This window comes from Pseudomonas wadenswilerensis, from assembly GCF_900497695.1.
In the GTDB taxonomy this organism is placed as follows: domain Bacteria; phylum Pseudomonadota; class Gammaproteobacteria; order Pseudomonadales; family Pseudomonadaceae; genus Aquipseudomonas; species Aquipseudomonas wadenswilerensis.
The window spans coordinates 355439-380979 of record NZ_UIDD01000001.1 but is presented as its reverse complement, the minus strand read 5'-3'; the positions used below and the strand labels follow the sequence as shown (position 1 = coordinate 380979).

The 25541-nt window shown below is 62.2% G+C and carries 20 protein-coding genes; 7 read left to right on the top strand and 13 right to left on the bottom strand.

The annotated features are described in order from the left end of the window. The first annotated feature begins 4 nt into the window (after window positions 1-4). The 5 genes from CCOS864_RS01855 to CCOS864_RS01835 are packed head-to-tail and all read left to right on the top strand — an operon-like array spanning window position 5 to window position 5163. Entirely contained in the window at window positions 5-1210 is a 1206-nt protein-coding gene (locus CCOS864_RS01855) for an SfnB family sulfur acquisition oxidoreductase (RefSeq protein ID WP_115084817.1), read from the top strand. Next, a complete protein-coding gene (locus tag CCOS864_RS01850) occupies window positions 1210-2601 on the top strand; it encodes an LLM class flavin-dependent oxidoreductase (protein ID WP_115084816.1) in 1392 nt (463 codons plus the stop codon). The genes CCOS864_RS01855 and CCOS864_RS01850 overlap by 1 nt, the downstream gene beginning before the upstream one ends. Then, a complete protein-coding gene (locus CCOS864_RS01845) occupies window positions 2594-3397 on the top strand; it encodes a MetQ/NlpA family ABC transporter substrate-binding protein (RefSeq protein WP_115084815.1) in 804 nt (267 codons plus the stop codon). The genes CCOS864_RS01850 and CCOS864_RS01845 overlap by 8 nt, the downstream gene beginning before the upstream one ends. 1 nt (window position 3398) lies before the next feature. Beyond that, window positions 3399-4529 carry a methionine ABC transporter ATP-binding protein gene (locus CCOS864_RS01840; RefSeq protein ID WP_115084814.1) on the top strand — a complete coding sequence of 377 codons (1131 nt, stop codon included), beginning with the start codon at window positions 3399-3401 and terminating at the stop codon, window positions 4527-4529. Further along, window positions 4519-5163 carry a methionine ABC transporter permease gene (locus CCOS864_RS01835; protein ID WP_036994912.1) on the top strand — a complete coding sequence of 215 codons (645 nt, stop codon included), beginning with the start codon at window positions 4519-4521 and terminating at the stop codon, window positions 5161-5163. The genes CCOS864_RS01840 and CCOS864_RS01835 overlap by 11 nt, the downstream gene beginning before the upstream one ends. A 38-nt stretch (window positions 5164-5201) precedes the next feature. On the opposite strand, the gene CCOS864_RS01830 is transcribed toward CCOS864_RS01835, so the two are convergent. The 4 genes from CCOS864_RS01830 to CCOS864_RS01815 form a co-directional block, all read right to left on the bottom strand. Then, window positions 5202-5657 (bottom strand): REP-associated tyrosine transposase, encoded by a 456-nt coding sequence (locus tag CCOS864_RS01830; RefSeq protein WP_115084813.1) that lies wholly within the window; start codon window positions 5655-5657, stop codon window positions 5202-5204. 166 nt (window positions 5658-5823) lie between these two features. Beyond that, window positions 5824-8871, bottom strand: coding sequence for an efflux RND transporter permease subunit (locus CCOS864_RS01825; protein ID WP_115084812.1), 3048 nt, complete (start codon window positions 8869-8871; stop codon window positions 5824-5826). Beyond that, the gene (locus tag CCOS864_RS01820) at window positions 8868-9938 is read right to left on the bottom strand and encodes an efflux RND transporter periplasmic adaptor subunit (protein WP_115084811.1); all 1071 of its coding nucleotides are present in this window, start codon (window positions 9936-9938) and stop codon (window positions 8868-8870) included. Before CCOS864_RS01820 ends, CCOS864_RS01825 begins: the two co-directional genes overlap by 4 nt. Further along, complete coding sequence (locus CCOS864_RS01815; protein ID WP_115084810.1) at window positions 9935-11026, bottom strand: efflux RND transporter periplasmic adaptor subunit; 1092 nt, start codon at window positions 11024-11026, stop codon at window positions 9935-9937. Before CCOS864_RS01815 ends, CCOS864_RS01820 begins: the two co-directional genes overlap by 4 nt. Window positions 11027-11170: 144 nt before the next feature. On the opposite strand from CCOS864_RS01815, the gene CCOS864_RS01810 reads away from it, so the two are divergent. Continuing rightward, complete coding sequence (locus CCOS864_RS01810) at window positions 11171-12331, top strand: AAA family ATPase (protein ID WP_115084809.1); 1161 nt, start codon at window positions 11171-11173, stop codon at window positions 12329-12331. Window positions 12332-12427: 96 nt separating this feature from the next. On the opposite strand, the gene CCOS864_RS01800 is transcribed toward CCOS864_RS01810, so the two are convergent. The 7 genes from CCOS864_RS01800 to CCOS864_RS01770 form a co-directional block, all read right to left on the bottom strand. Further along, on the bottom strand, window positions 12428-13318 hold the full coding sequence (locus CCOS864_RS01800; protein ID WP_115084808.1) for an ABC transporter permease subunit: 891 nt from the start codon (window positions 13316-13318) through the stop codon (window positions 12428-12430). Then, window positions 13315-14235, bottom strand: a complete 921-nt coding sequence (locus tag CCOS864_RS01795) for an ABC transporter permease subunit (RefSeq protein WP_115084807.1) — start codon at window positions 14233-14235, stop codon at window positions 13315-13317. The genes CCOS864_RS01800 and CCOS864_RS01795 overlap by 4 nt, the downstream gene beginning before the upstream one ends. Beyond that, window positions 14232-15374 carry a polyamine ABC transporter ATP-binding protein gene (potA, locus tag CCOS864_RS01790; RefSeq protein ID WP_115084806.1) on the bottom strand — a complete coding sequence of 381 codons (1143 nt, stop codon included), beginning with the start codon at window positions 15372-15374 and terminating at the stop codon, window positions 14232-14234. The genes CCOS864_RS01795 and potA overlap by 4 nt, the downstream gene beginning before the upstream one ends. Window positions 15375-15433: 59 nt before the next feature. Then, a complete protein-coding gene (locus CCOS864_RS01785; RefSeq protein WP_115084805.1) occupies window positions 15434-16528 on the bottom strand; it encodes a polyamine ABC transporter substrate-binding protein in 1095 nt (364 codons plus the stop codon). A gap of 163 nt (window positions 16529-16691) precedes the next feature. Further along, complete coding sequence (locus tag CCOS864_RS01780; protein WP_115084804.1) at window positions 16692-17789, bottom strand: polyamine ABC transporter substrate-binding protein; 1098 nt, start codon at window positions 17787-17789, stop codon at window positions 16692-16694. A gap of 168 nt (window positions 17790-17957) precedes the next feature. Further along, entirely contained in the window at window positions 17958-19316 is a 1359-nt protein-coding gene (locus CCOS864_RS01775) for an aspartate aminotransferase family protein (protein WP_115084803.1), read from the bottom strand. A gap of 47 nt (window positions 19317-19363) precedes the next feature. Further along, the gene (locus tag CCOS864_RS01770; RefSeq protein ID WP_115084802.1) at window positions 19364-20722 is read right to left on the bottom strand and encodes a glutamine synthetase family protein; all 1359 of its coding nucleotides are present in this window, start codon (window positions 20720-20722) and stop codon (window positions 19364-19366) included. A 605-nt stretch (window positions 20723-21327) separates the two neighbouring features. On the opposite strand from CCOS864_RS01770, the gene CCOS864_RS01760 reads away from it, so the two are divergent. Then, a complete protein-coding gene (locus CCOS864_RS01760; protein ID WP_115084800.1) occupies window positions 21328-22704 on the top strand; it encodes a glutamine synthetase family protein in 1377 nt (458 codons plus the stop codon). A 157-nt stretch (window positions 22705-22861) separates the two neighbouring features. Here the strand turns inward: CCOS864_RS01760 and argA are convergent, their stop codons facing one another. Further along, entirely contained in the window at window positions 22862-24160 is a 1299-nt protein-coding gene (gene argA / locus CCOS864_RS01755; RefSeq protein WP_115084799.1) for an amino-acid N-acetyltransferase, read from the bottom strand. Between the two features lie 115 nt (window positions 24161-24275). After that, window positions 24276-25433: an acetylornithine deacetylase gene (gene argE, locus CCOS864_RS01750; protein ID WP_115084798.1), complete on the bottom strand. Its 1158-nt coding sequence runs from the start codon at window positions 25431-25433 to the stop codon at window positions 24276-24278. Between the last annotated feature and the right edge of the window lie 108 nt (window positions 25434-25541).

The window sequence follows — 25541 nt, the reverse complement described above, 5'->3', positions numbered from 1 at the left end:
GTTTATGAGCCTATTGCCACCACCGTACGCTAACGTCGCGGTCATCCACACTGACGCCCAGGCATTGCAAATCGCCGAGGAAATCGCCGTCCAACTGCATCGCGACAGCGCCTTGCGCGACCGCGAACGACGCCTGCCGCACCCTGAACTCGAGCTGTTCTCCCGCTCCGGCCTGTGGGGCATCAGCGTGCCCAAGGCCTATGGCGGCGCTGGCGTATCGAACGTCACCCTGGCCAGGGTCATCGCCCGCATCGCCCAGGCCGACGCCTCGCTGGGGCAAATTCCACAGAACCACTTCTATGCATTGGAAGTGCTGCGGGTGAACGGCACTCCGGAGCAACAGCAGCGCCTGTACGCCGAAGTACTGGCCGGCAAGCGCTTCGGCAATGCCCTGGCCGAGCTCGGCACCAAGACTGCCCACGACCGTACCACTGCCCTGACCCGCGATGGCGACGCTTATCGCATCAATGGCCGCAAGTTCTACGCCACGGGTGCGATCTACGCTCAGCGCATCCCCACGTCGGTCGTCGATGAAGAGGGCATTCAGCGCCTGGCTTTCGTGCCGGCTGACAGCGCTGGATTGAAGGTAATTGACGACTGGAGCGGCTTCGGCCAACGCACCACCGGCAGCGGTTCAGTGGTGTTCGACAACGTGCAGGTCGCCGCCGAGGACGTGCTGCCGTTCCAGAGTGCCTTCGAGCGCCCGACCACGGTCGGCCCGCTGGCGCAGATCCTCCATGCTGCCATTGACACCGGCATCGCCCGCGCCGCCTATGAAGATGCCCTGCACTTCGTGCGCACCCGCAGCCGGCCATGGGTCGACTCCGGTGTCGACCAGGCCAGCGAAGACCCGCTGACCCTGAAGTCCTTCGGCCACCTGGCGATCCGCTTGCACGCTACCGAAGCCCTGCTCGAACGCGCCGGCGAGCACCTCGACCGTGCCCAGGCCGAGCCGAATGCCGAAACCGTCGCCGCCGCCTCCATCGCCGTGGCCGAAGCGCGGGCGATCAGTACCGAGATTTCCCTCGCCGCCGGCACCACGCTGTTTGAGCTGGCCGGCAGCCAGGCAACCCTGGCCGAGCATGGCCTTGATCGACACTGGCGCAACGCCCGGGTGCATACCCTGCACGACCCGGTGCGCTGGAAGTACCACGCCATCGGCAACTACTACCTGAACGATGAAAATCCACCGTTGCGGGGCACCATCTGATGGCCAAGAAGAAGATCCTGCTCAACGCCTTCAACATGAACTGCGTCGGCCATATCAACCACGGCCTGTGGACCCATCCGCGGGACAACTCGAGCCAGTACAAGACCCTCGAATACTGGACCGAGCTGGCCCAGCTACTGGAGCGCGGGCTGTTCGACGGGTTGTTCATTGCCGATATCGTCGGCGTCTACGATGTCTACCAACAGTCCGTCGATGTACCGCTGAAGGAGTCGATCCAGCTTCCGGTCAATGACCCGCTGCTGCTGGTTTCAGCCATGGCCGCCGTCACCCGCAACCTCGGCTTCGGCCTGACCGCCAACCTGACCTACGAGCCGCCTTACCTGTTCGCCCGGCGCCTTTCCACCCTCGACCACCTGAGCCGTGGCCGGGTGGGCTGGAACATCGTCACCGGCTACCTCGACAGCGCAGCCAAGGCCATGGGCCTGGATCAGCAGCCCGAGCACGACCGCCGCTATGACCAGGCCGACGAGTACCTGCAGGTGCTGTACAAGCTCTGGGAAGGCAGCTGGGAAGACGGCGCGGTGGTCAACGACCGCCAGCAGCGGGTCTACGCCCGGCCGGACAAAGTGCACAAGGTCAACCATCAGGGCGAGTTCTACCGGGTCGAGGGTTATCACCTGTGCGAGCCATCGCCACAGCGCACCCCGGTATTGTTCCAGGCCGGCAGCTCCGAGCGCGGCCTGAGCTTTGCCGGCAGCCACGCCGAGTGCGTGTTCATCAGCGGGCAGAACAAGGCCGCCACCCGCGCCCAGGTCGACAAGGTGCGCGCTGCCGCCGTGGCAGCGGGGCGTGACCCGCAGGCGATCAAGGTGTTCATGGGCCTGACGGTGATCGTCGCCCGCACTGAAGAGCAGGCCAAGGCCAAGCACGCCGAGTACCTGCGCTATGCCAGCGCCGAGGCCGGTGTTGCGCACTTTGCCAGCTCCACCGGCATCGATTTCTCCGAGTACGAACTGGACGAGCCGATCCAGTACGTGAAAAGCAACGCCATCCAGTCCGCCACCAAGAACCTGCAGAACAACGACTGGACCCGGCGCAAGCTGCTCGAGCAACACGCCCTTGGCGGACGCTACATCACCCTGATCGGCTCGCCGACCCAGGTCGCCGACGAGCTGGAAAGCTGGATCGCCGAAACCGGCCTGGACGGCTTCAACCTGGCCCGCACGGTTACCCCGGAAAGCTATGTCGATTTCATCGACCTGGTGATCCCCGAGCTGCAACGCCGCGGCTCGTACAAGACCGCCTACGAACAGGGCAGCCTGCGCGAGAAACTCTTCGCCAGCGACCAGCCTCACCTGCCGGCAGACCATCCTGGCGCCAGCTATCGCCACACCCCTACGACCCCGACGGGAGCGCTACAGCATGCTTAAGACCTTTATTGCCCGCCCGGTCGCAGCCCTGGCCCTGACCTTTAGCCTGTTCGGCACCGCCCAGGCCGCCGACGCCTTGAAAGTCGGCACCACCGCAGCCTTTTCCATCCCCCTCGAAGCGGCCGTCAGCGAAGCGAAGAAACAGGGCCTGGACGTCGAGCTGATCGAGTTCAGCGACTGGATCGCGCCCAACGTCAGCCTGGCGGCCGGTGACATCGACGTGAACTACTTCCAGCACATCCCGTTTCTGGAAAACGCCAAGGCCGCCGGCGGTTTCGACCTGGTGCCCTTCGCCCCGGGGATCATCAACAACGTCGGCCTGTACTCGAAAAAATTCAAAAGCTTCGCTGAGCTGCCCGAGGGCGCCAGCGTCGCCATCGCCAACGACCCGATCAACAGCGGCCGCGGTTTGCAGCTGCTGGCCAAGGCCGGTTTGATCACCCTCAAGCCCGGTGTCGGCTACAAGGCCACCGAAGAAGACATCGTCGCCAACCCGAAAAAACTGAAGATCCTCCAGGTCGAAGCGGTGCAACTGGTGCGCGCCTACGATGACGCCGACCTGGTCCAGGGCTACCCGGCCTACATTCGCCTGGCCAAGACCTTCGACGCCACCTCGGCGCTGCTGTTCGACGGCCTGGACCACAAGGAATACGTGATCCAGTTCGTCATCCGCCCGCAGAGCAAGGACGACCCGCGCCTGGCCAGATTCATCGACATCTACCAGCACTCGCCGGTGGTGCGGGCCGCCCTCGACCAGGCCCACGGCAAGCTCTACCAAGCTGGCTGGGAGAGCTGAGATGAGCGCCGTCAGCGCCCGCGTGGCGCAGGAGCAGCAGCGGCCTTTCGCGCCCCTGCAACAGGCCCGGCAACGGGCCTTGCACCCGGAGCTGGGCAACGCCCATGTACGTTTCATCGGCCTGGGCAAGACCTACCCGGGCCAGCAAGCCCCGGCGCTGGACGGCATCGACCTGAACATCCAGCACGGTGAGATCTTCGGCATCATCGGCCGCAGCGGTGCCGGCAAGTCGTCGCTGATCCGTACCATCAACCGCCTGGAGCAACCGAGCCATGGCCGGGTGCTGATCGACCAGGTGGACATTGGCGAGTACGACGAAGACCGCCTGGTGCGCCTGCGCCGGCGCATCGGCATGATCTTCCAGCACTTCAACCTGATGTCGGCCAAGACCGTGTGGCAGAACGTCGAGTTGCCGCTCAAGGTTGCCGGCGTGCCCAAGGCCCAGCGCCAGCGCAAGGTCGCCGAGTTGCTGGAACTGGTCGGGCTGCAGGAAAAGCACCACGTGTACCCGGCTCAGTTGTCCGGCGGGCAGAAACAGCGCGTCGGCATTGCCCGGGCGCTGGTACATGACCCGGAAATTCTGCTGTGTGACGAAGCCACTTCGGCACTAGACCCGGAGACTACCGAGTCGATCCTCGGCCTGCTGCGCGACATCAACCAGCGCCTGGGCCTGACCATCGTGCTGATCACCCATGAGATGGCGGTGATTCGCGATATCTGCCATCGAGTGGTGGTGCTCGAGCGTGGGCGAATCGTCGAGCAGGGTGCCGTCTGGCAAGTGTTTGGCGACCCGCAGCATGAGGTCAGCAAGACCCTGCTTGCACCGTTGCAAGCCGCCCTGCCGGCTGCGTTGCAGGCACGCTTGCAAGCACAGGCGCCCAGCCCGGAAGCGGCGCTGGTGCTCAACCTGCGGGTCAGCGGCAAGGACAAGCAGGCGCCGGAGCTGTCTTCTTTGTTCACCTTGCTCGGCGGCCAGATCAGCCTGCTGCAAGGCGGCATTGAACCGATCCAGGGCCGCGCCCTGGGGCAACTCGTGGTGTCGGTGGCCCACTCGCCGCACAGCCACGAGCAGGTGATTGAGCGCGCCCGGCAATGGGCTGCACAGGTGGAGGTACTGGGTTATGTGGTTTGATCGCTTGCTTCAGGGTGTACTCGACACGCTGCTGATGGTTGGCGTCTCGTCGCTGATTGCCCTGCTCGCCGGTGTACCGCTGGCGGTGATCCTGGTCACCAGCGGCAAGGGCGGGATCTTCGAAGCGCCCACCCTGAACCGGGTGCTCGGCGCCTTCGTCAACCTGTTCCGTTCGATTCCGTTCCTGATCCTGATGGTGGCGCTGATCCCCTTCACCCGTTTGATCGTCGGCACCACCTATGGTGTCTGGGCAGCGGTAGTGCCGCTGACCATTGCCGCCACGCCGTTCTTTGCGCGCATCGCCGAAGTCAGCCTGCGCGAGGTCGACCATGGCCTGATCGAAGCGGCCCAGGCCATGGGTTGCCGGCGCTGGCACATCGTCTGGCATGTGCTGCTGCCAGAAGCCCTGCCGGGTATTGTCGGCGGCTTTACCATCACTTTGGTGACCATGATCAACTCCTCGGCCATGGCTGGCGCCATTGGTGCCGGGGGCCTGGGCGACATTGCCTACCGCTATGGCTACCAGCGCTTCGACAGCCAGATCATGCTGACGGTGATCGTCATGCTGGTGGTGTTGGTGGCGTTGATCCAGCTGGGCGGGGATCGGTTGGCGAAGGGTTTGAACAAGCGCTGAATTCATCGCTGGCAAGCCAGCGATGGCCGTTACACGGGTCAAAGCCATTCGGCATCCCAATGAGGATAGTCACCAATGTGGTGTACCAAGCCCGCTCGTAATGGATTGGCAACGATATAACGGGCAACCGCGCGAACATCCTCCTCACGACGTAACGCCCGGTCATAAAACCCTTGCTGCCATAGCCGCCCATGGCGATTGCAGGCCTTGTTCACCGCACACGTAGATCGAGATTTGAGTCGGCGCATCAGGGTTTTCAGCGTCACCTGATGCAACTCGATCAGCCAGTGAAAGTGATCAGGCATCACCACCCACGCCAATGATCTGGCCGACTGCTCTTCCTCGGCCTGACGAAACTGGGCAATGATCAATCTGGCCAGCCAGATATCTTCGAAGATGGGCGTGCGGTTCTCGATCACACTGGTCAACAGATACAACCTGCCGGGTTCAGACACGCGCCCCCGGCGTAGTCGATGAGAGGATGGACGTTCCATGTCGCGCTCCTTGAAGATGAACCTTCAAGGTAGCTGCACAAGAAAGGCAAAGTGGGGTGTCAATCAGACCGGATGTTTCTGATGCACCGCATCGCTGGCAAGCCAGCTCCCACAGGGTCTGCACGCACCGGACCCTGTGGGAGCTGGCTTGCCAGCGATGGCGTAGTCAATGGTGCTGCGGCTCGCGGATCTTGTACCAGGCCACATACAGCGCCGGCAAAAACAGCAGGGTCAGCAAAGTCGCCACGATAATCCCGCCAATCATGGCGTAGGCCATCGGCCCCCAGAACACTTCCCGGGCAATCGGGATCATGCCCAGGCTCGCCGCTGCCGCCGTCAGCAGGATCGGCCGGCGCCTGTGGTTGGTCGCTTCCAGTACCGCGTCCCAGGGCGAATAGCCCTGGGCTTCGTACTCGTCGATCTGGGTCACCAGGATCACCGAGTTGCGGATGATGATGCCAATCAGCGCGAGGATCCCCAGGATCGCCACAAAGCCCATCGGCGTGCCCGTCGGCACCAGCGCCAGGACTACGCCGATCAAGCCCAGCGGCGCCACGCTGGCGACCAGGAACAGCTTCTGCACGCTGTGCAGCTGGAGCATCAGGAACGTGCCCATCAAAAAGAACATTAATGGCAGCACTTTAGCGATAGGTCCTTGGGCCTTGCCGCTGGCCTCCACCGTACCACCGGTTTCCACCTGGTAGCCCACCGGCAACTTGCTGGCGAAGTCGTCGATCTGCGGTTTGAGTTCACGCACCAGGTCGGTTGGCTGGATATCGCCGCGCACCGCCGCCTTGATGGTAATGGTTGGCTTGCGGTCGCGGCGCCAGACCAGGGGTTGCTCCATCTCGTAGCGTACGGTGGCAAAAGCCAGCAGCGGGATCGAGGTGCCATTGGGGGTGACGATCTGCAGGTTCTGCAAGGTCTGCGGCGAGCCACGTTCGCTGTCCTCGGCACGGGCCACGACATTGATCAGGTAGATATTGTCATTCACCTCGGTCACCGGCATGCCGCTGACGATGCTGTTCATCACATTGGCCACGTCCTCGGACGACAAGCCCAACTGGCGCGCCTTGTCCTGGGCGATCTCGATCCGCAACACCTTGCCTGGCTCGTTCCAGTCATAAATCATCTGGCCGATGTTATCGTTGCTGTCCAGCAAGGTTGCCAGCGCGATGGCATGCTGGCGCACCTGATCGATGTCCTTGCCGCTGACCCGATACTGGATTGGCAAGCCCACCGGTGGGCCCATTTCCAGTGACTGAACGTTGCTGCCGATGCCGACGAAGTCCTCGCGCAAGCGCTGCTGCAAGCGCTTGATCAGTACCTCGCGCGCCTCGAAGCTTTTGCTGACGATCACCAGCTGGGCGTAGTAAGGGTTCTGTAGCTGCTGGTCCAGCGGCAGGTAGAAGCGGATCGCACCCTGGCCAATATAGGTGCTCCAGCGCACGATATCCGGATCACCCTTGAGCGTCGCCTCCAAGCGGTCCACGGCCTTGCGGGTTTCCTCGATTGAAGCATTCTGCGGCAGGTTCAGATCGACCAGGATTTCCGGGCGATCCGAAGAGGGGAAGAACTGGTTCTGGACAAAGCGCATGCAGAACAACGCCAGCACGAACAACAACACCGTACCGATGATGGTCACCCAGCGATGGCGCACGCACCACAGCAGGCTGTGCTCGAAAGCCTTGCCGACGCGGCCGGGCTGCGCATCATGGGCTTTGACTTTGGTGCTGAGGATATGCACCCCCAGCACTGGCGCGAACATCACGGCCACCACCCAGGACACCAGCAAAGCCGCGGCAATCACTGCGAACAAGGTATAGGTGTATTCCCCCGCCGAACTGGCATTGAGGCCGATGGGTACGAAGCCCGCCACGGTTACCAGAGTACCGGTGAGCATCGGGAATGCCGTCGAGGTGTAGGCGAATGTTGCCGCCTGCTCCTTGCTCTCGCCCTTTTCAAGGCGCGTGACCATCACCTCCACGGTGATCATCGCATCGTCCACCAGCAAGCCCAGGGCAATGATCAAAGCACCCAGGGAAATCCGCTGCATGGTGATACCGCTGTATTCCATGAAGATGAACACCATGGCCAGCACCAGCGGGATCGAGCAGGCCACCACCAGCCCGGCGCGCACGCCGAGGCTGACGAAACTCACCACCAGCACGATGATCACCGCCTCGAACAGCGCGCTGGTGAACCCCCCCACTGCCTCTTCGACCACCACGGCCTGGTCGGACACGGTATGCACGCCAACACCGACCGGTAGTTCGGTAATCACCCGGTCCATCATTTTGTGCAGGTCGGCCCCGAAGGCCTGGATGTTGCCACCGGCCTTCATGCCGATGGCCAGGCCGATGGCGGTCTGACCGTTATAGCGAAACATCGGCGCGGGTGGGTCGACATAGCCACGCTGAATCTCGGCAATGTCGGCCAGACGGAAAAAGCGGTCATTGATGCGCAGGTTGACCGCTTGCAGGTCTTTTTCCGAGGCGAACTGGCCACTGGTGCGCACCGAAACCCGCTCAGGCCCGGCTTCGATGACCCCGGCTGGGGTTACCGCATTCTGGCTCTGCAGGGCTTGCAGCACCTGGCGCTGGTCGATACCGAACGACGCCAGTTTGCGTGTGGAGAAATTCAGGTACAGCACCTGGTCCTGGGTGCCGATCATTTCCACCTTGCCCAGGTTGGGCACTTCGCGGATCTCGGCGCGCACCTGTTCGACGTAGTCGCGCAACTGGCGCATGGTCAGGCCGTCGGCGGTAAAGGCGTAGATCGAACCGTACACATCACCGAATTCGTCGTTGAACCCCGGGCCCTGGATACCCTGGGGAAACTGGCCGCGTATGTCCTGGATCTTCTTGCGCACCTGATACCAGATCTCGGGGATGCTCTCGGCCGGAGTGGTATCGAGCAGGTTGACGTAGACCGTCGACTCACCCGGGCGGGTGTAGCTTTTCACATAGTCGAGCGAATCCAGCTCTTCGAGCTTCTTTTCAATCCGGTCGGTAATCTGGTTGAGGGTTTCATCCTGCGTCGCTCCAGGCCAGCGTGTCTGGATCACCATGGTCTTGATGGTGAATGACGGGTCTTCCTCGCGCCCCAGGTTCATGTAGGAAAGTACGCCCATCAGCAAGCCGACGAACATCAGGTACCAGACAAAGGATTGGTGCTTCAGCGCCCACTCCGATAGGTTGAAGCTTCCTTTCATCGTGGATCTTCCTCATCGACTTTGACTTTCTGGCCCGGCTTCAAGCTGTTCACGCCTGCCGTCACCACCCGTTCGCCTGCCTGCACCCCTGAGCTCAGCACGACGCTGTCGGATGTACGTTCCATCAGTTTCACCTCGCGCACAGCGACGGTGTTCTGCTGCGGATCGACCACCCAGACCTGGGTCTGCCCATCCCGTTCCAGCAATGCCGATAGCGGCAGCTCAGTTCGCGGCGACACCAGCGAAGTCAAAGTGACGCTGATGGCTGTGCCCAGGTGAAAAGCCGCCGGAGTGTCGACCAGGGTCAGTCGCGCGCGCCGGGTGCGGGTGGCAGCATCGGCCTGGGGTTCGAGTTCACGCAGGGTCGCGGCGGTATTGATGCTGGGGTCCAGCTGCGAAGCGACCTGGAATTTCAGTTCGGTCGTCAGCTGCTCGGCCAGGTACGTCGGCAGATCGATCACCGCCTCCTTGATATCCGGCCTGGCCAGGGTGACCACGGCCTGACCGGCACTGACCGTCTGCCCTGCCTCGGCTTGCCAGTTGGTGACCACTGCCGCGTGGTCGGTACGCAGTTCGCTGTAGCCAAGCTGGTCACGCGCCTGGGCCACGGCCGCGCGCGCCTGCTCCAGCGCGGCGGTGGTGGTTTTCAGGTCGGTCTGGGCAATGTCCAGCTGCGCCTGGGCGCCCACGCCGCGGTCGTACAACTGTTGCTGGCGGCGAGCATTGGCCTGGGCGTTGATCCATTGCGCCTGGACTTTGGCCAGGTCGCCTTCGGCGGCGCGCAACTGGTTACGCTGATCAGTCGGATCAAGGCTGGCAAGCAAGTCACCCGGTTTCACCTGACTGCCGACATCGACCCAGCGTCGGGCGATGCGACCGCCCACACGAAAACCCAAGGTACTCTCGTAGCGCGCCTGGATGCTGCCAGCGAAACGGCCCAGGTTGGCCTGGACCTGAGGCTCGGCGATCATCGACAACACCGGCCGGACCGGTTCAGGCGCAGTCGCCTGCTGTTCACAGCCGCTGAGCAACAGCAGGCTGCACAGGCCCAGGGTCACGGTTCTCATTGCGCCACCCCGCTGTCCTTGTTCGCGGCGATTTCCACCTGCATGCCCGGGTTCAGCAGTTGTCCGCCCGCCACCACCACGGTCTCCCCGCCCTTGAGGCCCTCGCCGACCACCACCTTGCCCGTGAGGTAACGAATCACCTTGACCTGCTGCAGGCTGACCTTGTTGCCTTCGCCCACCACCCACACAGCTGGGTCATGCAGGGCCTTGGTCAGGGCCGACCAGGGCAACTCGACGCTTGGCTTGCCCTGGCTGCTACCGGTAGCGGTGACGGCCGAGCCGAGTTCCATTCCCGCCGGGACCTGGTCCAGGGCCACCTTGACCTGCACCGTGCCGCTTTGCGCCGACACCGTCGGGGTGACTTCCCGCACATGGCCCTGGGTCTGGATCTTCGGGTCATCGACCAGGCGCACGGTGATGGCATGCTCGCTCGGTGGCGCCACCAGCAAGGACTCATAGACGTTGAACACCGCATCACGCTCGCCATCGCGGGCCAGGCTGAAAATCGGCACCGTGGCCTGGACCACCTGGCCGACTTCGGCCTGGCGCTCGGTGATCACCCCGTCCGCCTCGGCCACCAGGGCGGTGTAGCTCAGCTGTTCACGGGCGTTGGCCAGTTGTGCCTGAGCGGCCTTGAGGGCGCTCTGGCTGCTGCGCAAAGCCGCTTCGGCAGAGTCGTACTCACTCTGGCTGGTGTAACCCTTGGGCAATAGCTTTTGCTGACGGACAAAGGCGGCGGCGGTCTGGGTCACGCGCGCCTGTTCGGCAAAGACTTCGGCCTTGGCCGAATCGACATTGGTCTGCAAGTCCTTGGGGTCGAGCCGGGCCAGGACCTGGTTGGCCTTGATGTGATCGCCGACGTCGACGCTGCGGGCAATGATCTTGCCGCCCACGCGAAACGAAAGATCGGTCTGCACCCGCGCTTGAACATCACCGGTCAGCGTCACCGAAGCCGCGAAATCACTGGGCTCAACTCGTTGTACGCCGACCCTGGGCAGCTCGGCTTCAGCAGCCTTTTTTTCGCCGCACCCCGCCAGCACCAACAACACCCCCAGGCAGACGATCGATAAAGAACGCGACACCGTCATGCAGGCTCCTTGCACGTGCCAGATCTATTGAGGAATGCGAGTGTTAGCGTAGATCAGGGATCCACTTGCCGCTTGTCGGCATACACAATTCGTTCACCACGCAGAATCGGCGATACTGGCCTCTTTGCCTGAACGGACGCCGCCATGCTGACCACCCTGGCTGTCGCCAACTACCGCTCGATCAATCATCTGGTGCTGCCGCTGGCACGCTTGAATGTCATCACCGGGCCCAACGGCAGCGGCAAGTCCAATCTGTACAAGGCCTTGCGCCTGCTCGCCGAAACGGCCCAGGGTGGCGTGGTCAACGCCCTGGCCGTGGAAGGCGGGCTGGAATCAACGTTCTGGGCCGGCCCCGAGCAGATCAGCCGGCGCATGAGCAACGGCGAAGTCGCCATCCAGGGCGGTCCGCGCCAGCACGCTCGGCGCTTGCGCCTGGGGTTTGCTGACGAGGCGTTCGGTTACGCCATCGGCCTGGGCCTGCCGGAACCGAGCAAATCATGTTTCGCACTTGACCCGCAGATCAAGCGCGAAAGCATCTGGGCAGGAACGCTGTACCGTCCGGCCAGCCTGCTGGTGGATCGCCAGGGGCCGATGGTCAAGGCCCGCGAAGGACGGCAATGGGATGTGCAGGCGCAGCACACACCGAGCTTCGACAGCCTGTTCGACCAGGTCGGCAACCTGCGTTCCTCGCCCGAAGTGTTGTTGCTGCGCGAGCGCATCCGTGGCTGGCGCTTCTACGATCACTTTCGCACTGACCGTGATGCCCCGGCCCGCCGCCAGCAACTGGGCACGCGCACGCCGGTGCTGCACCACGATGGCCGCGACCTGGCCGCCGCGCTGCAGACCATTATCGAGATCGGCGACCCGCACGCCTTACAGGCGACCATCGCCGATGCCTTCCCAGGCGCGCGCCTGGAAATCGATGCAGTGCCGGGTGGGGCGTTTGGCGTGTTGTTCCATCAAGAAGGCTTGTTGCGACCGCTGACCGCAGCCGAGCTGTCGGACGGCACCTTGCGCTACCTGCTGCTGGTCGCCGCGCTGCTGACGCCAAGGCCGCCGACCATGATGGTGTTGAACGAGCCGGAAACCAGCTTGCACCCGGACTTGCTGCCGGCACTGGCACGCTTGATCGTTCGCGCCTCGGAGCAGTGTCAGGTATGGGTGGTGTCGCATGCACGAAGATTGGTGGCCGCGCTGGAACAGGATGCGACCTGCAATTCGATCGTGCTGGAGAAGGTGCTGGGGCAGACCCGTGTTGCCGGTCAGGGGATGCTGGATGAGCCGGCCTGGCACTGGCCGGAGTGAAAACCCGAAGGCCCCATCGCTGGCAAGCCAGCTCCCACAGGGACTGCGTACACAGAACCTGTGGGAGCCGGCTTGCCGGCGATGAGGCCCGTCAGATCACGCCGAAACCGGCGCCGGCGCGCGACGCACGTCCGGTTGTTTCCACGAGTCGGCAGCGCTTTCTTCGATCGCCTGCTGGATCGCCCGGCGGCGACGCTCTTCGGCCTGACGGCTGAAGTACCAGACCATGAAGGTCACCAGCGACACGCTGAGCAGGATCAGGCTGGCCACGGCGTTGATTTCTGGCTTCACGCCCAGACGCACGGCAGAGAAGACCTCCATCGGCAGGGTGGTCGAGCCAGGGCCGGACACGAAGCTGGCCAGCACCAGGTCATCCAGCGACAGGGCGAAGGACATCATCCCGCCTGCTGCCAGCGACGGTGCGATCATCGGGATGGTGATCAGGAAGAACACCTTCCACGGCCGCGCACCGAGGTCCATGGCCGCTTCTTCGATCGACAGGTCCAGCTCACGCAGGCGTGCCGACACCACTACCGCCACATAGGCTGCGCAGAAGGTGGTGTGGGCGATCCAGATGGTGACGATGCCACGCTCCTGGGGCCAGCCGATCATCTGCGCCATGGCCACGAACAGCAGCAACAGCGACAGACCGGTGATCACCTCGGGCATTACCAGCGGTGCGGTAACCAGGCCACCGAACAGGGTACGGCCCTTGAAGCGGGTGACCCGGGTCAGCACGAAGGCGGCCAGGGTACCCAGCGCCACTGCGGCGATCGCTGTGTAGCAGGCGATCTCCAGCGAGCGCATCACCGAGCCCATCAGCTGGGTATTGTCGAGCAGGCCGACGTACCACTTCACCGACCAGCCGCCCCACACCGTAACCAGCTTGGAGGCGTTGAACGAGTAGATCACCAGGATCAGCATGGGCAGGTAAATGAACAGCAGGCCCAGGATCAACATCAATTTGGAGAAACTGAAACGCTTCATGCCCTGCCCTCCATCTCTTTGGCCTGACTACGGTTGAAGAGCAGGATCGGTACGATCAGGATCGCCAGCATCACTACCGCCAGGGCAGAGGCCACCGGCCAATCGCGGTTGTTGAAGAACTCTTGCCAGAGCACTTTACCGATCATCAGGGTTTCCGGGCCGCCGAGCAGCTCAGGAATGACGAACTCACCCACCACCGGAATGAACACCAGCATGCAGCCGGCGATGATGCCGTTCTTCGACAGCGGCACGGTGATCTTCCAGAAGCTGTTGAAGGTACTCGAACCCAGGTCCGACGCGGCCTCAAGCAGGCTCTGGTCGTGCTTCACCAGGTTGGCATAGAGCGGCAGGATCATGAACGGCAGGTACGAATAGACCACACCAATGTATACCGCGAGGTTGGTGTTGAGGATCTGCAACGGCTGATCGATCAAGCCCAGCCACAGCAGGAAGGCGTTGAGCAGACCGTTGTTGCTGAGGATGCCCATCCAGGCATACACGCGGATCAGGATTGCCGTCCAGGTCGGCATCATGATCAGCAGCAACAGCACGGTCTGGGTTTCCTTGCGCGCATTGGCAATGGCATAGGCCATCGGATAGCCGATCAGCAGGCACAGCAGGGTGCTGACGAAGGCCATCTTCAACGAACCCAGGTACGCCGAGATGTACAGTTCATCTTCGGTCAACAGGCCATAGTTGGCCAGGTTGAGCACCAGTTGCACCTTGTCTTCGACGTAGCTGTAGATCTCGGTGTACGGCGGGATCGCCACGTCGGCTTCGGCGAAGCTGATCTTCAGAACAATGAAGAACGGCAGCATGAAGAACAGGAACAGCCAGATGAACGGCACGCCGATCACCACATGGCGCCCCTCGGGCTTTATTCGGTTGAAGGCTCGCTTGAGCTTGCGGGCGTTCATGAGCGCAGTACCACGCCGCTGTCATCCTCCCACCAGACGTAGACCTGGTCGTCCCAGGTCGGCCGGGTGCCCTGGCGCTCGGCGTTGGCGACGAACGACTGGACGATCTTGCCGCCAGGCAGCTCGACGTAGAACACCGAATGGCCGCCCAGGTAGGCGATGTCGTGGACCTTGCCGCGCGACCAGTTGTGCTCGCAGGTCGGCTGCTCGGTGGTCACCAGCAGTTTTTCCGGACGCAGGGCGTAGGTGATGCGCTTGTCTTCCACCGAGGTGGTGACACCGTGGCCGACGTAGATGCGGCGCTCGAGCTCGGGGCTGGAAATCACCGCGTGGCCTTCGGCGTCATCGACCACTTCGCCTTCGAACAGGTTGACGTTACCGATGAACTCGCAGACCAGGCGGCTGGTCGGGGTTTCATAGATATCGATCGGGCTGCCGATCTGGGCGATCCAGCCCAGGTGCATGATGGCGATGCGCTGGGCCATGGTCATGGCCTCTTCCTGGTCGTGGGTCACCATTACGCAGGTCACGCCGACCCGCTCGATGATCTCCACCAGCTCCAGTTGCATCTGCGAGCGCAGTTTCTTGTCCAGCGCGCCCATCGGCTCATCGAGCAGCAGCAGCTTCGGCCGCTTGGCCAGCGAGCGGGCCAGGGCCACGCGCTGACGCTGGCCACCGGAGAGCTGGTGCGGCTTGCGCTTGGCATACTGGGTCATGTGCACCAGCTTGAGCATCTCGGCCACGCGGGCATCGATCTCGGACTTGGGCATGCGGTCCTGCTGCAGGCCGAAGGCAATGTTTTGCGCCACGGTCATGTGCGGAAACAGCGCGTACGACTGGAACATCATGTTGATCGGCCGCTCGTAGGGCGGCATATCGGTGATGTCTACACCATCGAGGAAAATACGCCCCTCGGTTGGCCGTTCGAAACCGGCGAGCATGCGCAGCAAGGTGGATTTGCCCGAACCCGAGCCACCGAGCAGGGCAAAGATCTCGCCCTTCTTGATTTCCAGGGACACATCGTCCACGGCGATCGTTTCGTCGAACTTCTTCGTGACCCGGTCGATTTTGACCAGCACCTGTTTAGGTTGCTGGTCGCCCTCGAGGGCTTTCTTATAGGCACCGGAGGCAACTGCCATTTGTGAAACTCCCAACAAGATTTTTTGCGCCCGCCCCTGCCGTGACGGACCCTGGATTTTTACTTGCCCGACTTGACCTTGGTCCAGCTACGGGTCATCAACCGTTGCACCTTGGGAGGTAGCTCGGAATTGACGTACAACTTGTCCAGCACTTCTTGCGGTGGGTAAACCGCTGCGTCGGTTCGCACGCTCTGGTCCATCAGATCGCCAGCCTTGGGGTTCGGGTTGGCATAACCGACGTAATCACTGACCTGGGCAATGACCTCAGGCTGCAGCAAATAGTTGATGAAGGCGTGGGCCTCTTTGACATTCTTGGAATCCTTGGGGATCGCCAGCATGTCGAACCAGAGGTTGCCGCCTTCCTTGGGAATCGCATAGGCCACCTTGACGCCCTTGCCGGCTTCTTCGGCGCGGGACTTGGCCTGGAATACATCGCCGGAGAAACCGGCGGCCACGCAGATGTCGCCGTTGGCCAGGTCCGAGATGTATTTGGACGAGTGGAAGTAGGTCACGTAAGGACGCACGGCCAGGAGTTTCTTCTCGGCGTCGGCGTAGTCCTTGGGGTTGGTGCTGTTGGGGTCTCGCCCCATGTAGTTGAGGACGGCCGGGAGCATCTCGTCGGCCGAGTCGAGGAAGGCGACCCCGCACTTGGAAAGCTTCTTGATGTTTTCCGGCTCGAACAGCATGGCCCAGGAATCGATCTTGTCGGTACCCAGCGCCGCCTTGACCTTCTCGACGTTGTAGCCGATGCCATTGGTGCCCCACAGGTAGGGGACGGCGTACTGGTTGCCAGGATCGTTCTTTTCCAGGCGCTTCATCAGCGCCGGGTCGAGGTTCGCGTAATTGGGCAGCAGCGCCTTGTCGAGCTTCTGGAACGCGCCCGCCTTGATCTGCTTGCCGAGGAAATGGTTGGACGGCACGACCACGTCATAGCCGGTGCGACCGGCCAGCAGCTTGCCTTCCAGGGTTTCGTTGGAATCGAAGACATCCTGCACCGGCTTGATGCCAGTGGCTTTTTCGAAGTCGGCGAGGGTGGTCTGACCGATGTAGTCCGACCAGTTATAAATGTGCACCGTGGGCGCCGCTTGGACGCTGATCGCCAGCGTCAGACCCGCTCCAGCCATGACGGCCTTGCGAAATACAGAAATAGACAAGTGGGAGGTCCTCACAAATGTGCCAGTGGCGAACGACAGAAATACCTGCCGGATAAGCAAACCGGCGCGCAACTTACCTTCGATGCACTCGTGCCGCAAAAAAAATTTGTGCTTTCATGCTCCCTGGGCGGGATTTACACCGCACCCAGGGAGGCAACCAGGGTTACTTGCCCGATTTGATCTTGGTCCAGCTGCGAGTAATTTCGCGCTGGGCCTTGGCACCCGGGTCAGCAATTGCGTACAGCTGTTTCTTCACATCAGCCGGTGGGTAGATGCTCGGATCGCCCGAGATGTCCTTGTCCACCAGCGGGGTGGCCGCCTTGTTGCCGTTCGGGAAACGTACGGCGTTGGTGATCTCGGCCATGATTTCCGGTTGCATCAGGAAATCCATGAACTTGTAGGCGGCGTCGACGTTGGCGGCATCTTTGGGGATGGCAACCATGTCGTAGAAAGTACCGGCGCCTTCTTTCGGAATGATGTAGTCCAGCTTGACCTTGTCACCGGCTTCATGGGCCCGGGTCTTGGACTGCTCCAGGTCACCCGAGTAACCCACGGCCACGCAGATGTTGCCGTTGGCCAGGTCCGAGATGTACTTGGAGGAGTGGAAGTAACCGATCGAAGGACGCACGCTGAGGAACAGGTCCTCGGCGGCTTTCAGGTCTTCTTTTTTCGTGCTGTTGGTCGGCTTGCCCAGGTAGTGCAGCGCCGCCGGGATCATCTCGGTCGGAGCATCGAGGAAGCTCACACCGCAGCTCTTGAGCTTGGCGATGTTCTCGGGCTTGAACACCACGTCCCAGGAATCGATCTTGTCGATGCCCAGCGCAGCCTTGACCTTCTCCGGGTTGTAGCCGATGCCGATGGAGCCCCACATGTAGGGGAACGCATATTTGTTGCCCGGGTCGCTGGCGTCACCAACGGCCTTGAGCAGGTCTTCGTCGAGGTTCTTCCAGTTCGTCAGCTTGGAGCGGTCCAGCTCCTGGTAGACGCCGGCCTTGATCTGCTTGGCCAGGAAGTTGTTAGAAGGTACTACCACGTCGTAGCCGGACTTGCCCGCCAGCAACTTGGCCTCAAGGGTTTCGTTGCTGTCGAAGACATCGTAGACGACCTTGATGCCGGACTGTTTCTCGAACTTGGCGACGGTGTCTGGTGCGATGTAGTCGGACCAGTTATAGACGTGCAGTACTTTGTCATCCGCGTGAACAGCACTGGCCATGGCGCCCATCAGGGACATAGCCAGCAACGTCTTGCCCAATTTCTTCATGCGTAATGCTCCAGAATTTTTATTTAGCCATCTGTTCAGCGGCCGGCTTATTCGGCGCAAGCTCCGAGCGACTGAAACAGTCGCTAGTCTGGCAAGTTACAAGGCGCTCTTTCAACAAAAGAGGCACCTTGAAACTCATTGATGCCATTACGCTAGCCTAGCACTTGGCTACTTCAGCGCTTCGAGCGTCAGGTCCAGGCATTTGCGCGCCTTTTCCACCAGCTCGTCGATCTCTGCATGGCTGATCACCAGCGGCGGGGCGATGATCATGGTGTCGCCCACGGCGCGCATGATCAGGCCGTTGTCGAAGCAGAACTGGCGGCAGATCATGCCTGCACCCTGACCTTCGTAACGGGCGCGGGTAGCCTTGTCCTTGACCAGTTCTATGGCACCGAGCATGCCCAGGCCACGCACTTCGCCCACCAATGGGTGATCGTTGAGCTCACGCAGACGTTTCTGCAAATACGGTGCCGTTTCTTCGTGGACACGCTCGATGATCTTCTCGTCGCGCAGGATCCGCAGGTTTTCCAGGCCCACCGCCGCCGCCACCGGGTGACCGGAGTAAGTGAAGCCGTGGTTGAAGTCGCCACCTTCGCTGAGCACCTTGGCCACTTCGTCACGCACGATCACACCGCCCATGGGGATGTAACCGGAGGTAAGGCCCTTGGCGATGGTCATCAGGTCGGGCTTGAGGTCGTAGTAATCGGAACCGAACCACTCACCGGTGCGACCGAAGCCACAGATCACTTCGTCAGCAATGAACAGGATCTCGTACTTGGCGAGGATTTCCTTGATCTTCGGCCAATAGGTGTCTGGCGGAATGATCACCCCGCCCGCGCCCTGGATCGGCTCGGCGATAAAGGCGGCGACGTTGTCTTCGCCGACTTCGAGGATTTTCTTTTCCAGCTGCTCGGCTGCCCACACGCCGAACGCGTCCGGAGTCATGTCGCCACCTTCGCCGAACCAGTACGGCTGCGGGATATGCTCGATGCCCGGCAGCGTCCCGCCCTGTGCATGCATGCCGCTCATGCCACCCAGGGCGGCACCGGCCACGGTGGAACCGTGATAACCGTTGATACGACCGATGATCACCTGCTTCTGCGGCTTGCCCTTGAGCGCCCAGTAGTGGCGGACCATGCGCAAGTTGGTGTCGTTGCCTTCGGAACCGGAACCGGTGAAGAACACATGGGTCATGCCTTTCGGCGCCACGGCGGAGACCGCTTTGGCCAGCTCCAGTGCCGGTGGGTGGGCAGTCTGGAAGAACAGGTTGTAATACGGCAGCTCGCGCATCTGTTTGGCGGCCACTTCAACCAGCTCTTCACGGCCGTAACCGACCGCCACGCACCACAGGCCCGCCATGCCATCGAGGATCTTGTTGCCCTCGCTGTCCCACAGGTGCACGCCCTCGGCCTTGGTGATGATCCGCGGCCCCTTCTCCTTCAGCTGTTTATAGTCACTGAAAGGTGCCAGGTGATGCTCACTGCTAAGGGTTTGCCACTCACGGGTTTGCGGGTTGTTGACGCTCATGTGCTTCTCCGTTTGTTGACGGCCGCGGTCCTGCGGCTCCGGGTTGATCAGACCGCAAACAGCAGGAACTCACGTTCCCAGGAGCTGATTACGCGTTTGAAGTTTTCATGCTCGGCGCGTTTGGTGGCGACGTAGCCGGCGATGAATTTCTTGCCCAGGTATGGCTCCAGGGCTTTGCAGTTTTCCATGCGCTCCAGGGCGTCCTCGATGGTCAGCGGCAGGCGCAGGTTGCGGCGCTCGTAACCACGCCCCTGTACCGGCGCACTCGGCTTGATGCCTTCGACCATGCCGATGAAGCCGCACAGCAAGCTGGCGGCGATCGCCAGGTACGGGTTGGCGTCGGCGCCTGGCAGACGGTTCTCGACCCGGCGGTTCTGCGGGCCAGCATCCGGTACGCGCAGGCCAACGGTACGGTTCTCTTCGCCCCACTCGACGTTTACCGGTGCCGAGGTATCCGGCAGGAAGCGGCGGAACGAGTTGACGTTCGGCGCGAACAGCGGCAACACCACCGGGATGAACTTCTGCAGGCCGCCGACGTGGTTGAGGAACAACTCGCTCATGCGCCCGTCTTCGTCCGAGAAGATGTTCTTGCCGGTGTGCACGTCAATGATGCTCTGGTGCAGGTGCATGGCGCTGCCCGGCTCGCCGGTCATTGGCTTGGCCATGAAGGTGGCGGCGACGTTGTGCTTGAGCGCGGCCTCGCGCATGGTGCGCTTGAACACCAGGATCTGGTCGGCCAGCGACAGGGCGTTGCCGTGACGGAAGTTGATCTCCATCTGCGCCGTGCCGTCTTCGTGGATCAGCGTGTCGAGATCCAGGTTCTGCAGCTCGCACCAGTCGTAGACGTCCTCGAACAGCGGGTCGAATTCGTTGGCCGCCTCGATCGAGAACGACTGACGGCCGGTTTCCGGGCGCCCGGAGCGGCCGATCGGTGGCTGCAGCGGGAAGTCCGGGTCTTCGCAGCGCTTGGTCAGGTAGAACTCCATTTCTGGCGCCACGATCGGCTGCCAGCCCTTGTCGGCATAGAGTTTCAAGACCTTCTTGAGCACGTTGCGCGGCGACAGCTCAACCGGGTTGCCTTGCTTGTCGTAGGTGTCGTGGATCACCTGGGCGGTCGGCTCGATGGCCCAAGGCACGAGAAACACCGCGTTCTCGTCGGGGCGGCAGATCATGTCGATGTCGGCCGGGTCGAGCAGCTCGTAATAGATGTCGTCGTCGACATAGTCGCCGGTCACGGTCTGCAGCAGCACGCTCTCGGGCAGGCGCATGCCTTTTTCGGCAATGAACTTGTTGGTCGGCGAGATCTTGCCACGGGTGATACCGGTGAGGTCGCTGATCAGACACTCGACTTCGGTGATCTTGTGTTCTTTCAACCAATCGGTGAGCTGGTCGAGGTTGCTACTCATAAATACCTCAGGAGGTAAATGTCTGGACAGACGTCAGGACGACACCCGGAGTGGGCCGTCCCAGACATTCTGGATGCCCCACGAGGCTAAAGCAAAAGTCAGGCGCAGGGAGGCCGCAACGGGCAGTTCCCGCAAGGCTGACGAGCCCGCTATAGTGATGGCAGAGGTAATTCGAAGCAGCGTCGGCAGCAGGCAGGACACCCGGGCCGTCAATTATTTCAGCCGGGGCGCAACGTGCTGGCGCATGGCGCAAGCCACCCGCGAGGAACGCGTGCAAACCGTTCTGTGAACGGCGGGCGATGATGCCGGTTGTCGGCAGGCGTGACATGTAACCCCCGGTATTATTGGTGTTATGGGTTGCCACCGAGCTTAGCCTTGTTCATTTTTTTACACAACACCCCCGTAAAAAATAGAACACGCCCCGCTCAAGATCGCCGTTACCGTACGAAAGCAGCCCTTGTCGGCGCCCCCAATTGCAGCAAAAATGCCGCTTGAGGGCCATTTTAGGGCATCATGGGGCTGGCTTGACTTCAGCAAGGCTTTCCGATTGACTGAACCTGCAAGCCCCCATTGATTGATATTTTTAACAACAAAGGTGTTGCATCATGTCGGTACCCCCGCGTGCCGTTCAGCTTAACGAAGCGAACGCGTTCCTTAAGGAACATCCTGAGGTTCTCTACGTTGACCTTCTGATTGCAGATATGAATGGTGTGGTGCGCGGCAAGCGCATCGAGCGCACCAGCCTCCACAAGGTTTACGAGAAAGGCATCAACCTGCCGGCCTCCCTCTTCGCCCTGGATATCAACGGTTCGACCGTCGAAAGCACCGGCCTTGGCCTGGACATCGGCGATGCCGACCGCATCTGCTATCCAATCCCTGACACCCTGTCCAACGAGCCTTGGCAGAAGCGTCCCACCGCACAACTGCTGATGACCATGCACGAGCTCGAAGGCGAGCCGTTCTTCGCCGACCCGCGCGAAGTCCTGCGTCAGGTCGTGAGCAAGTTCGACGAGCTCGGCCTGACCATCTGTGCCGCATTCGAGCTGGAGTTCTACCTGATCGACCAGGAGAACGTGAATGGCCGTCCGCAACCGCCGCGTTCGCCTATTTCCGGCAAACGCCCGATCTCGACCCAGGTGTACCTGATCGACGACCTCGACGAGTACGTCGACTGCCTGCAGGACATCCTCGAAGGCGCCAAGGAACAAGGCATTCCTGCCGACGCCATCGTCAAGGAAAGCGCCCCGGCCCAGTTCGAAGTGAACCTGCACCACGTTGCCGACCCGATGAAGGCCTGCGACTACGCGGTCCTGCTCAAGCGCCTGATCAAGAACATCGCCTACGACCATGAGATGGATACCACCTTCATGGCCAAGCCCTATCCGGGCCAGGCGGGTAATGGTCTGCATGTCCATATCTCGGTGCTGGACAAAGATGGCAAGAACATCTTCACCAGCGAGGATCCCGAGCAGAACGCCGCACTGCGTCACGCGATCGGCGGTGTGCTCGAGACCCTACCGGCGTCGATGGCGTTCCTCTGCCCGAACGTCAACTCGTACCGCCGTTTTGGTGCCCAGTTCTACGTGCCGAATTCGCCGAGCTGGGGCCTGGACAACCGTACCGTGGCCCTGCGCGTGCCCACCGGCACGCCGGATGCCGTGCGCATCGAACACCGCGTAGCCGGTGCCGACGCCAACCCGTACCTGCTGATGGCCGCCGTACTGGCCGGTGTTCACCATGGCCTGACCAACAAGGTCGACCCGGGCGAGCCGGTTGAAGGCAATTCCTACGAGCAGAACGAGCAGAGCCTGCCGAACAACCTGCGTGATGCCCTGCGCGAGCTGGACGACAGCGAGATCCTGGCCAAGTACATCGATCCGAAATACATCGATATCTTCGTGGCCTGTAAAGAGAGCGAGCTGGAGGAGTTCGAACACTCCATCTCCGACCTTGAGTACAACTGGTATCTGCATACCGTGTAACAGCGGTTGGATGCTGGAATGAAAAACGCCGTCGACCCCTGAGTCGACGGCGTTTTTTATGGCCTCATCGCTGGCAAGCCAGCTCCCACAAGTGCTGTGTACACCGGACCTCTGGGAGCTGGCTTGCCAGCGATGGGCTGCAAGGCAGCCCCAAAGGCTACAGCGCTTTTTCGAAGATCTTCGAATTACGCTGATAGTTGTACAGCGATGCCCGCGCCGCCGGCAGCCGCTCGACGCCGCTCGGCACGAAGCCGCGTTCGCGGAACCAGTGCGCTGTCCGCGTCGTTAGCACAAACAGCGTGTTGAGCCCCATCTCCCGCGCCCGCGTCTCGATACGCTCCAGCAGCTCGTCACCACGGCCACCATGGCGATACTCCGGGTTCACCGCCAGGCACGCCAGCTCGCCCGCTTCAGAATCGGCAATCGGGTACAACGCCGCACAGGCGATGATCATGCCTTCGCGCTCGACCACGCTGAACTGCTCGATCTCGCGCTCCAGCACCTCGCGCGAACGACGCACGAGGATGCCCTGCTCCTCCAGCGGGCTGATCAGGTCGAGCAAGCCACCGACATCCTCGATTGCCGCCTCACGGACCTTCTCGAACTGCTCCTGGGCCACCAGGGTGCCGCCACCGTCGCGGGTGAACAGCTCGGTGAGCAAGGCGCCGTCTTCGGCATAGCTGACGATATGGCTGCGCGCCACGCCGCCACGGCAGGCTTCGGCGGCAGCATCGAGCAGCTCGCCCTGGTAATCGCTGCCCAGGCGCTGCAGGTGCGCGGGCACCTGCTGTGGGCGCAACTCGCGTACCAGCCGGCCCTGCTCGTCGAGCAGGCCACGCTCGGCGCCGAACAGCAACAGCTTGTCGGCGCCCAGCTCGATAGCGGCGCGGGTGGCGACGTCTTCACAGGCCAGGTTGAAGATCTCGCCGGTGGGCGAGTAGCCCAAAGGCGAAAGCAGGACGATAGAGCGCTCGTCGAGCAGGCGGTTGATGCCCTTGCGGTCGACCCGGCGCACTTCGCCGGTGTGGTGGTAATCGACGCCTTCGACCACGCCGATCGGCCGTGCGGTAACCAGGTTGCCAGCGGCCACGCGCAGACGCGAGCCCTGCATCGGCGAGGCGGCCATGTCCATCGACAGGCGCGCTTCGATGGCGATGCGCAGGTGGCCGACGGCGTCGATCACGCATTCCAGGGTGGCAGCATCGGTGATCCGCATGCCGCGGTGGTAGTGCGGGGCCAGGCCGCGGGCAGCCAGGCGGCTTTCAATCTGCGGGCGCGAACCGTGGACCAGCACCAGGCGCACGCCAAGGCTGTGCAGCAACACCAGGTCGTGGACGATATTGCCGAAGTTGGGGTGCTCGACCCCGTCACCGGGGAGCATGACCACGAAGGTGCAGTCGCGGTGGGCGTTGATGTAAGGCGAAGCGTGACGCAGCCAATTGACGTATTCGGGCATAACCGGAGAGCCTGTAGAAAATAGGGACAAGAACGGGAAAGCACACAGCGCTCGAAGGGTTATCGTCGGAACAGGCTTGGCGTCACGCGCAATCTCCTCTGCAAAACGGTTCAGCTCAGCGGGCAATTACCGGGCTGAGGCAATAATGTTCGATCAACTCACGCAATAGACGCACAGTAGGCTGCAAGCGTGACATTTCCAGGTATTCACCCGGCTGGTGGGCGCAGGCGATGTCGCCAGGGCCGAGTACCAGGGTCTCGCAGCCCAGGCGCTGAAGATAAGGCGCTTCGGTGCCAAAGGCTACCGCTTCGGCGCGATGACCGGTAAGACGTTCGGCTACCCGCACCAGTTCCGCATCGGCGGCCTGCTCGAACGGCGGCACCTCGGGGAACAGCGGTGCATAGTCGATGCGCACCTGATGCTGTTCGGCCAGCGGCGCCAGTTTGTGGCGAATGGCGGCACGCAGCACTTCAGGGTCCATGCCCGGCAGCGGGCGCAGGTCGAATTCCAGGGCACACTGGCCGCAGATGCGGTTGGGATTGTCGCCACCATGGATACAGCCGAAGTTCATTGTCGGCTGCGGCACGCTGAACTGCGCGTTGCTGAATTCCTTCTGCCATTGCCGGCGCAGGTTCATCAGTTCGCCCATCACCTGGTGCATGGCCTCCAGGGCGCTATGGCCCAGGCTCGGATCGGACGAGTGGCCGCTGCGCCCAAGGATGTCGATGCGCTCCATCATCACCCCCTTGTGCAGGCGGACCGGCTTGAGCCCGGTCGGCTCGCCGATCACCGCCGCACGGCCCAAGGGCCGCCCGGCCTCGGCCAGGGCGCGGGCGCCGGCCATCGAGCTTTCTTCGTCACAAGTGGCGAGAATCAGCAGCGGTTGCTTGAAGTCATGAGCCAGCAAGGGCTGCACGGCTTCGATGATCAGGGCGAAAAAGCCCTTCATGTCGCAACTGCCCAGGCCCACCCAGCGCCCGTCGACCTCGGTCAGCTTGAGCGGATCGGTCTGCCAAAGCTCGGGGTCGTAGGGCACGGTGTCGCTGTGCCCGGCCAGCACCAGCCCGCCCGGGCCGCTGCCGTAGCTTGCCAGCAGGTTGAACTTGCCCGGGCTGACCTGCTGGATATCGCAGGCAAAACCCAGGTCCCCCAGCCAGCCGGCCAGCAGGTCGATCACCGCACGGTTGGACTGATCCAGTGACGGCTGGGTGCAACTGACCGATGGCGCGGCGATCAGGGCGGCGAACTGCTCTTTGAGCGATGGCAACGGCATGCGCTTTCTCCTTGGGCGAAGCCCATCATAGGGCCATCCGGCACCGGGAATAAACCGCCGCGAGCCGACTCCTGTACACTGCACCCCCAAGACGCTCCCTGTCATTCG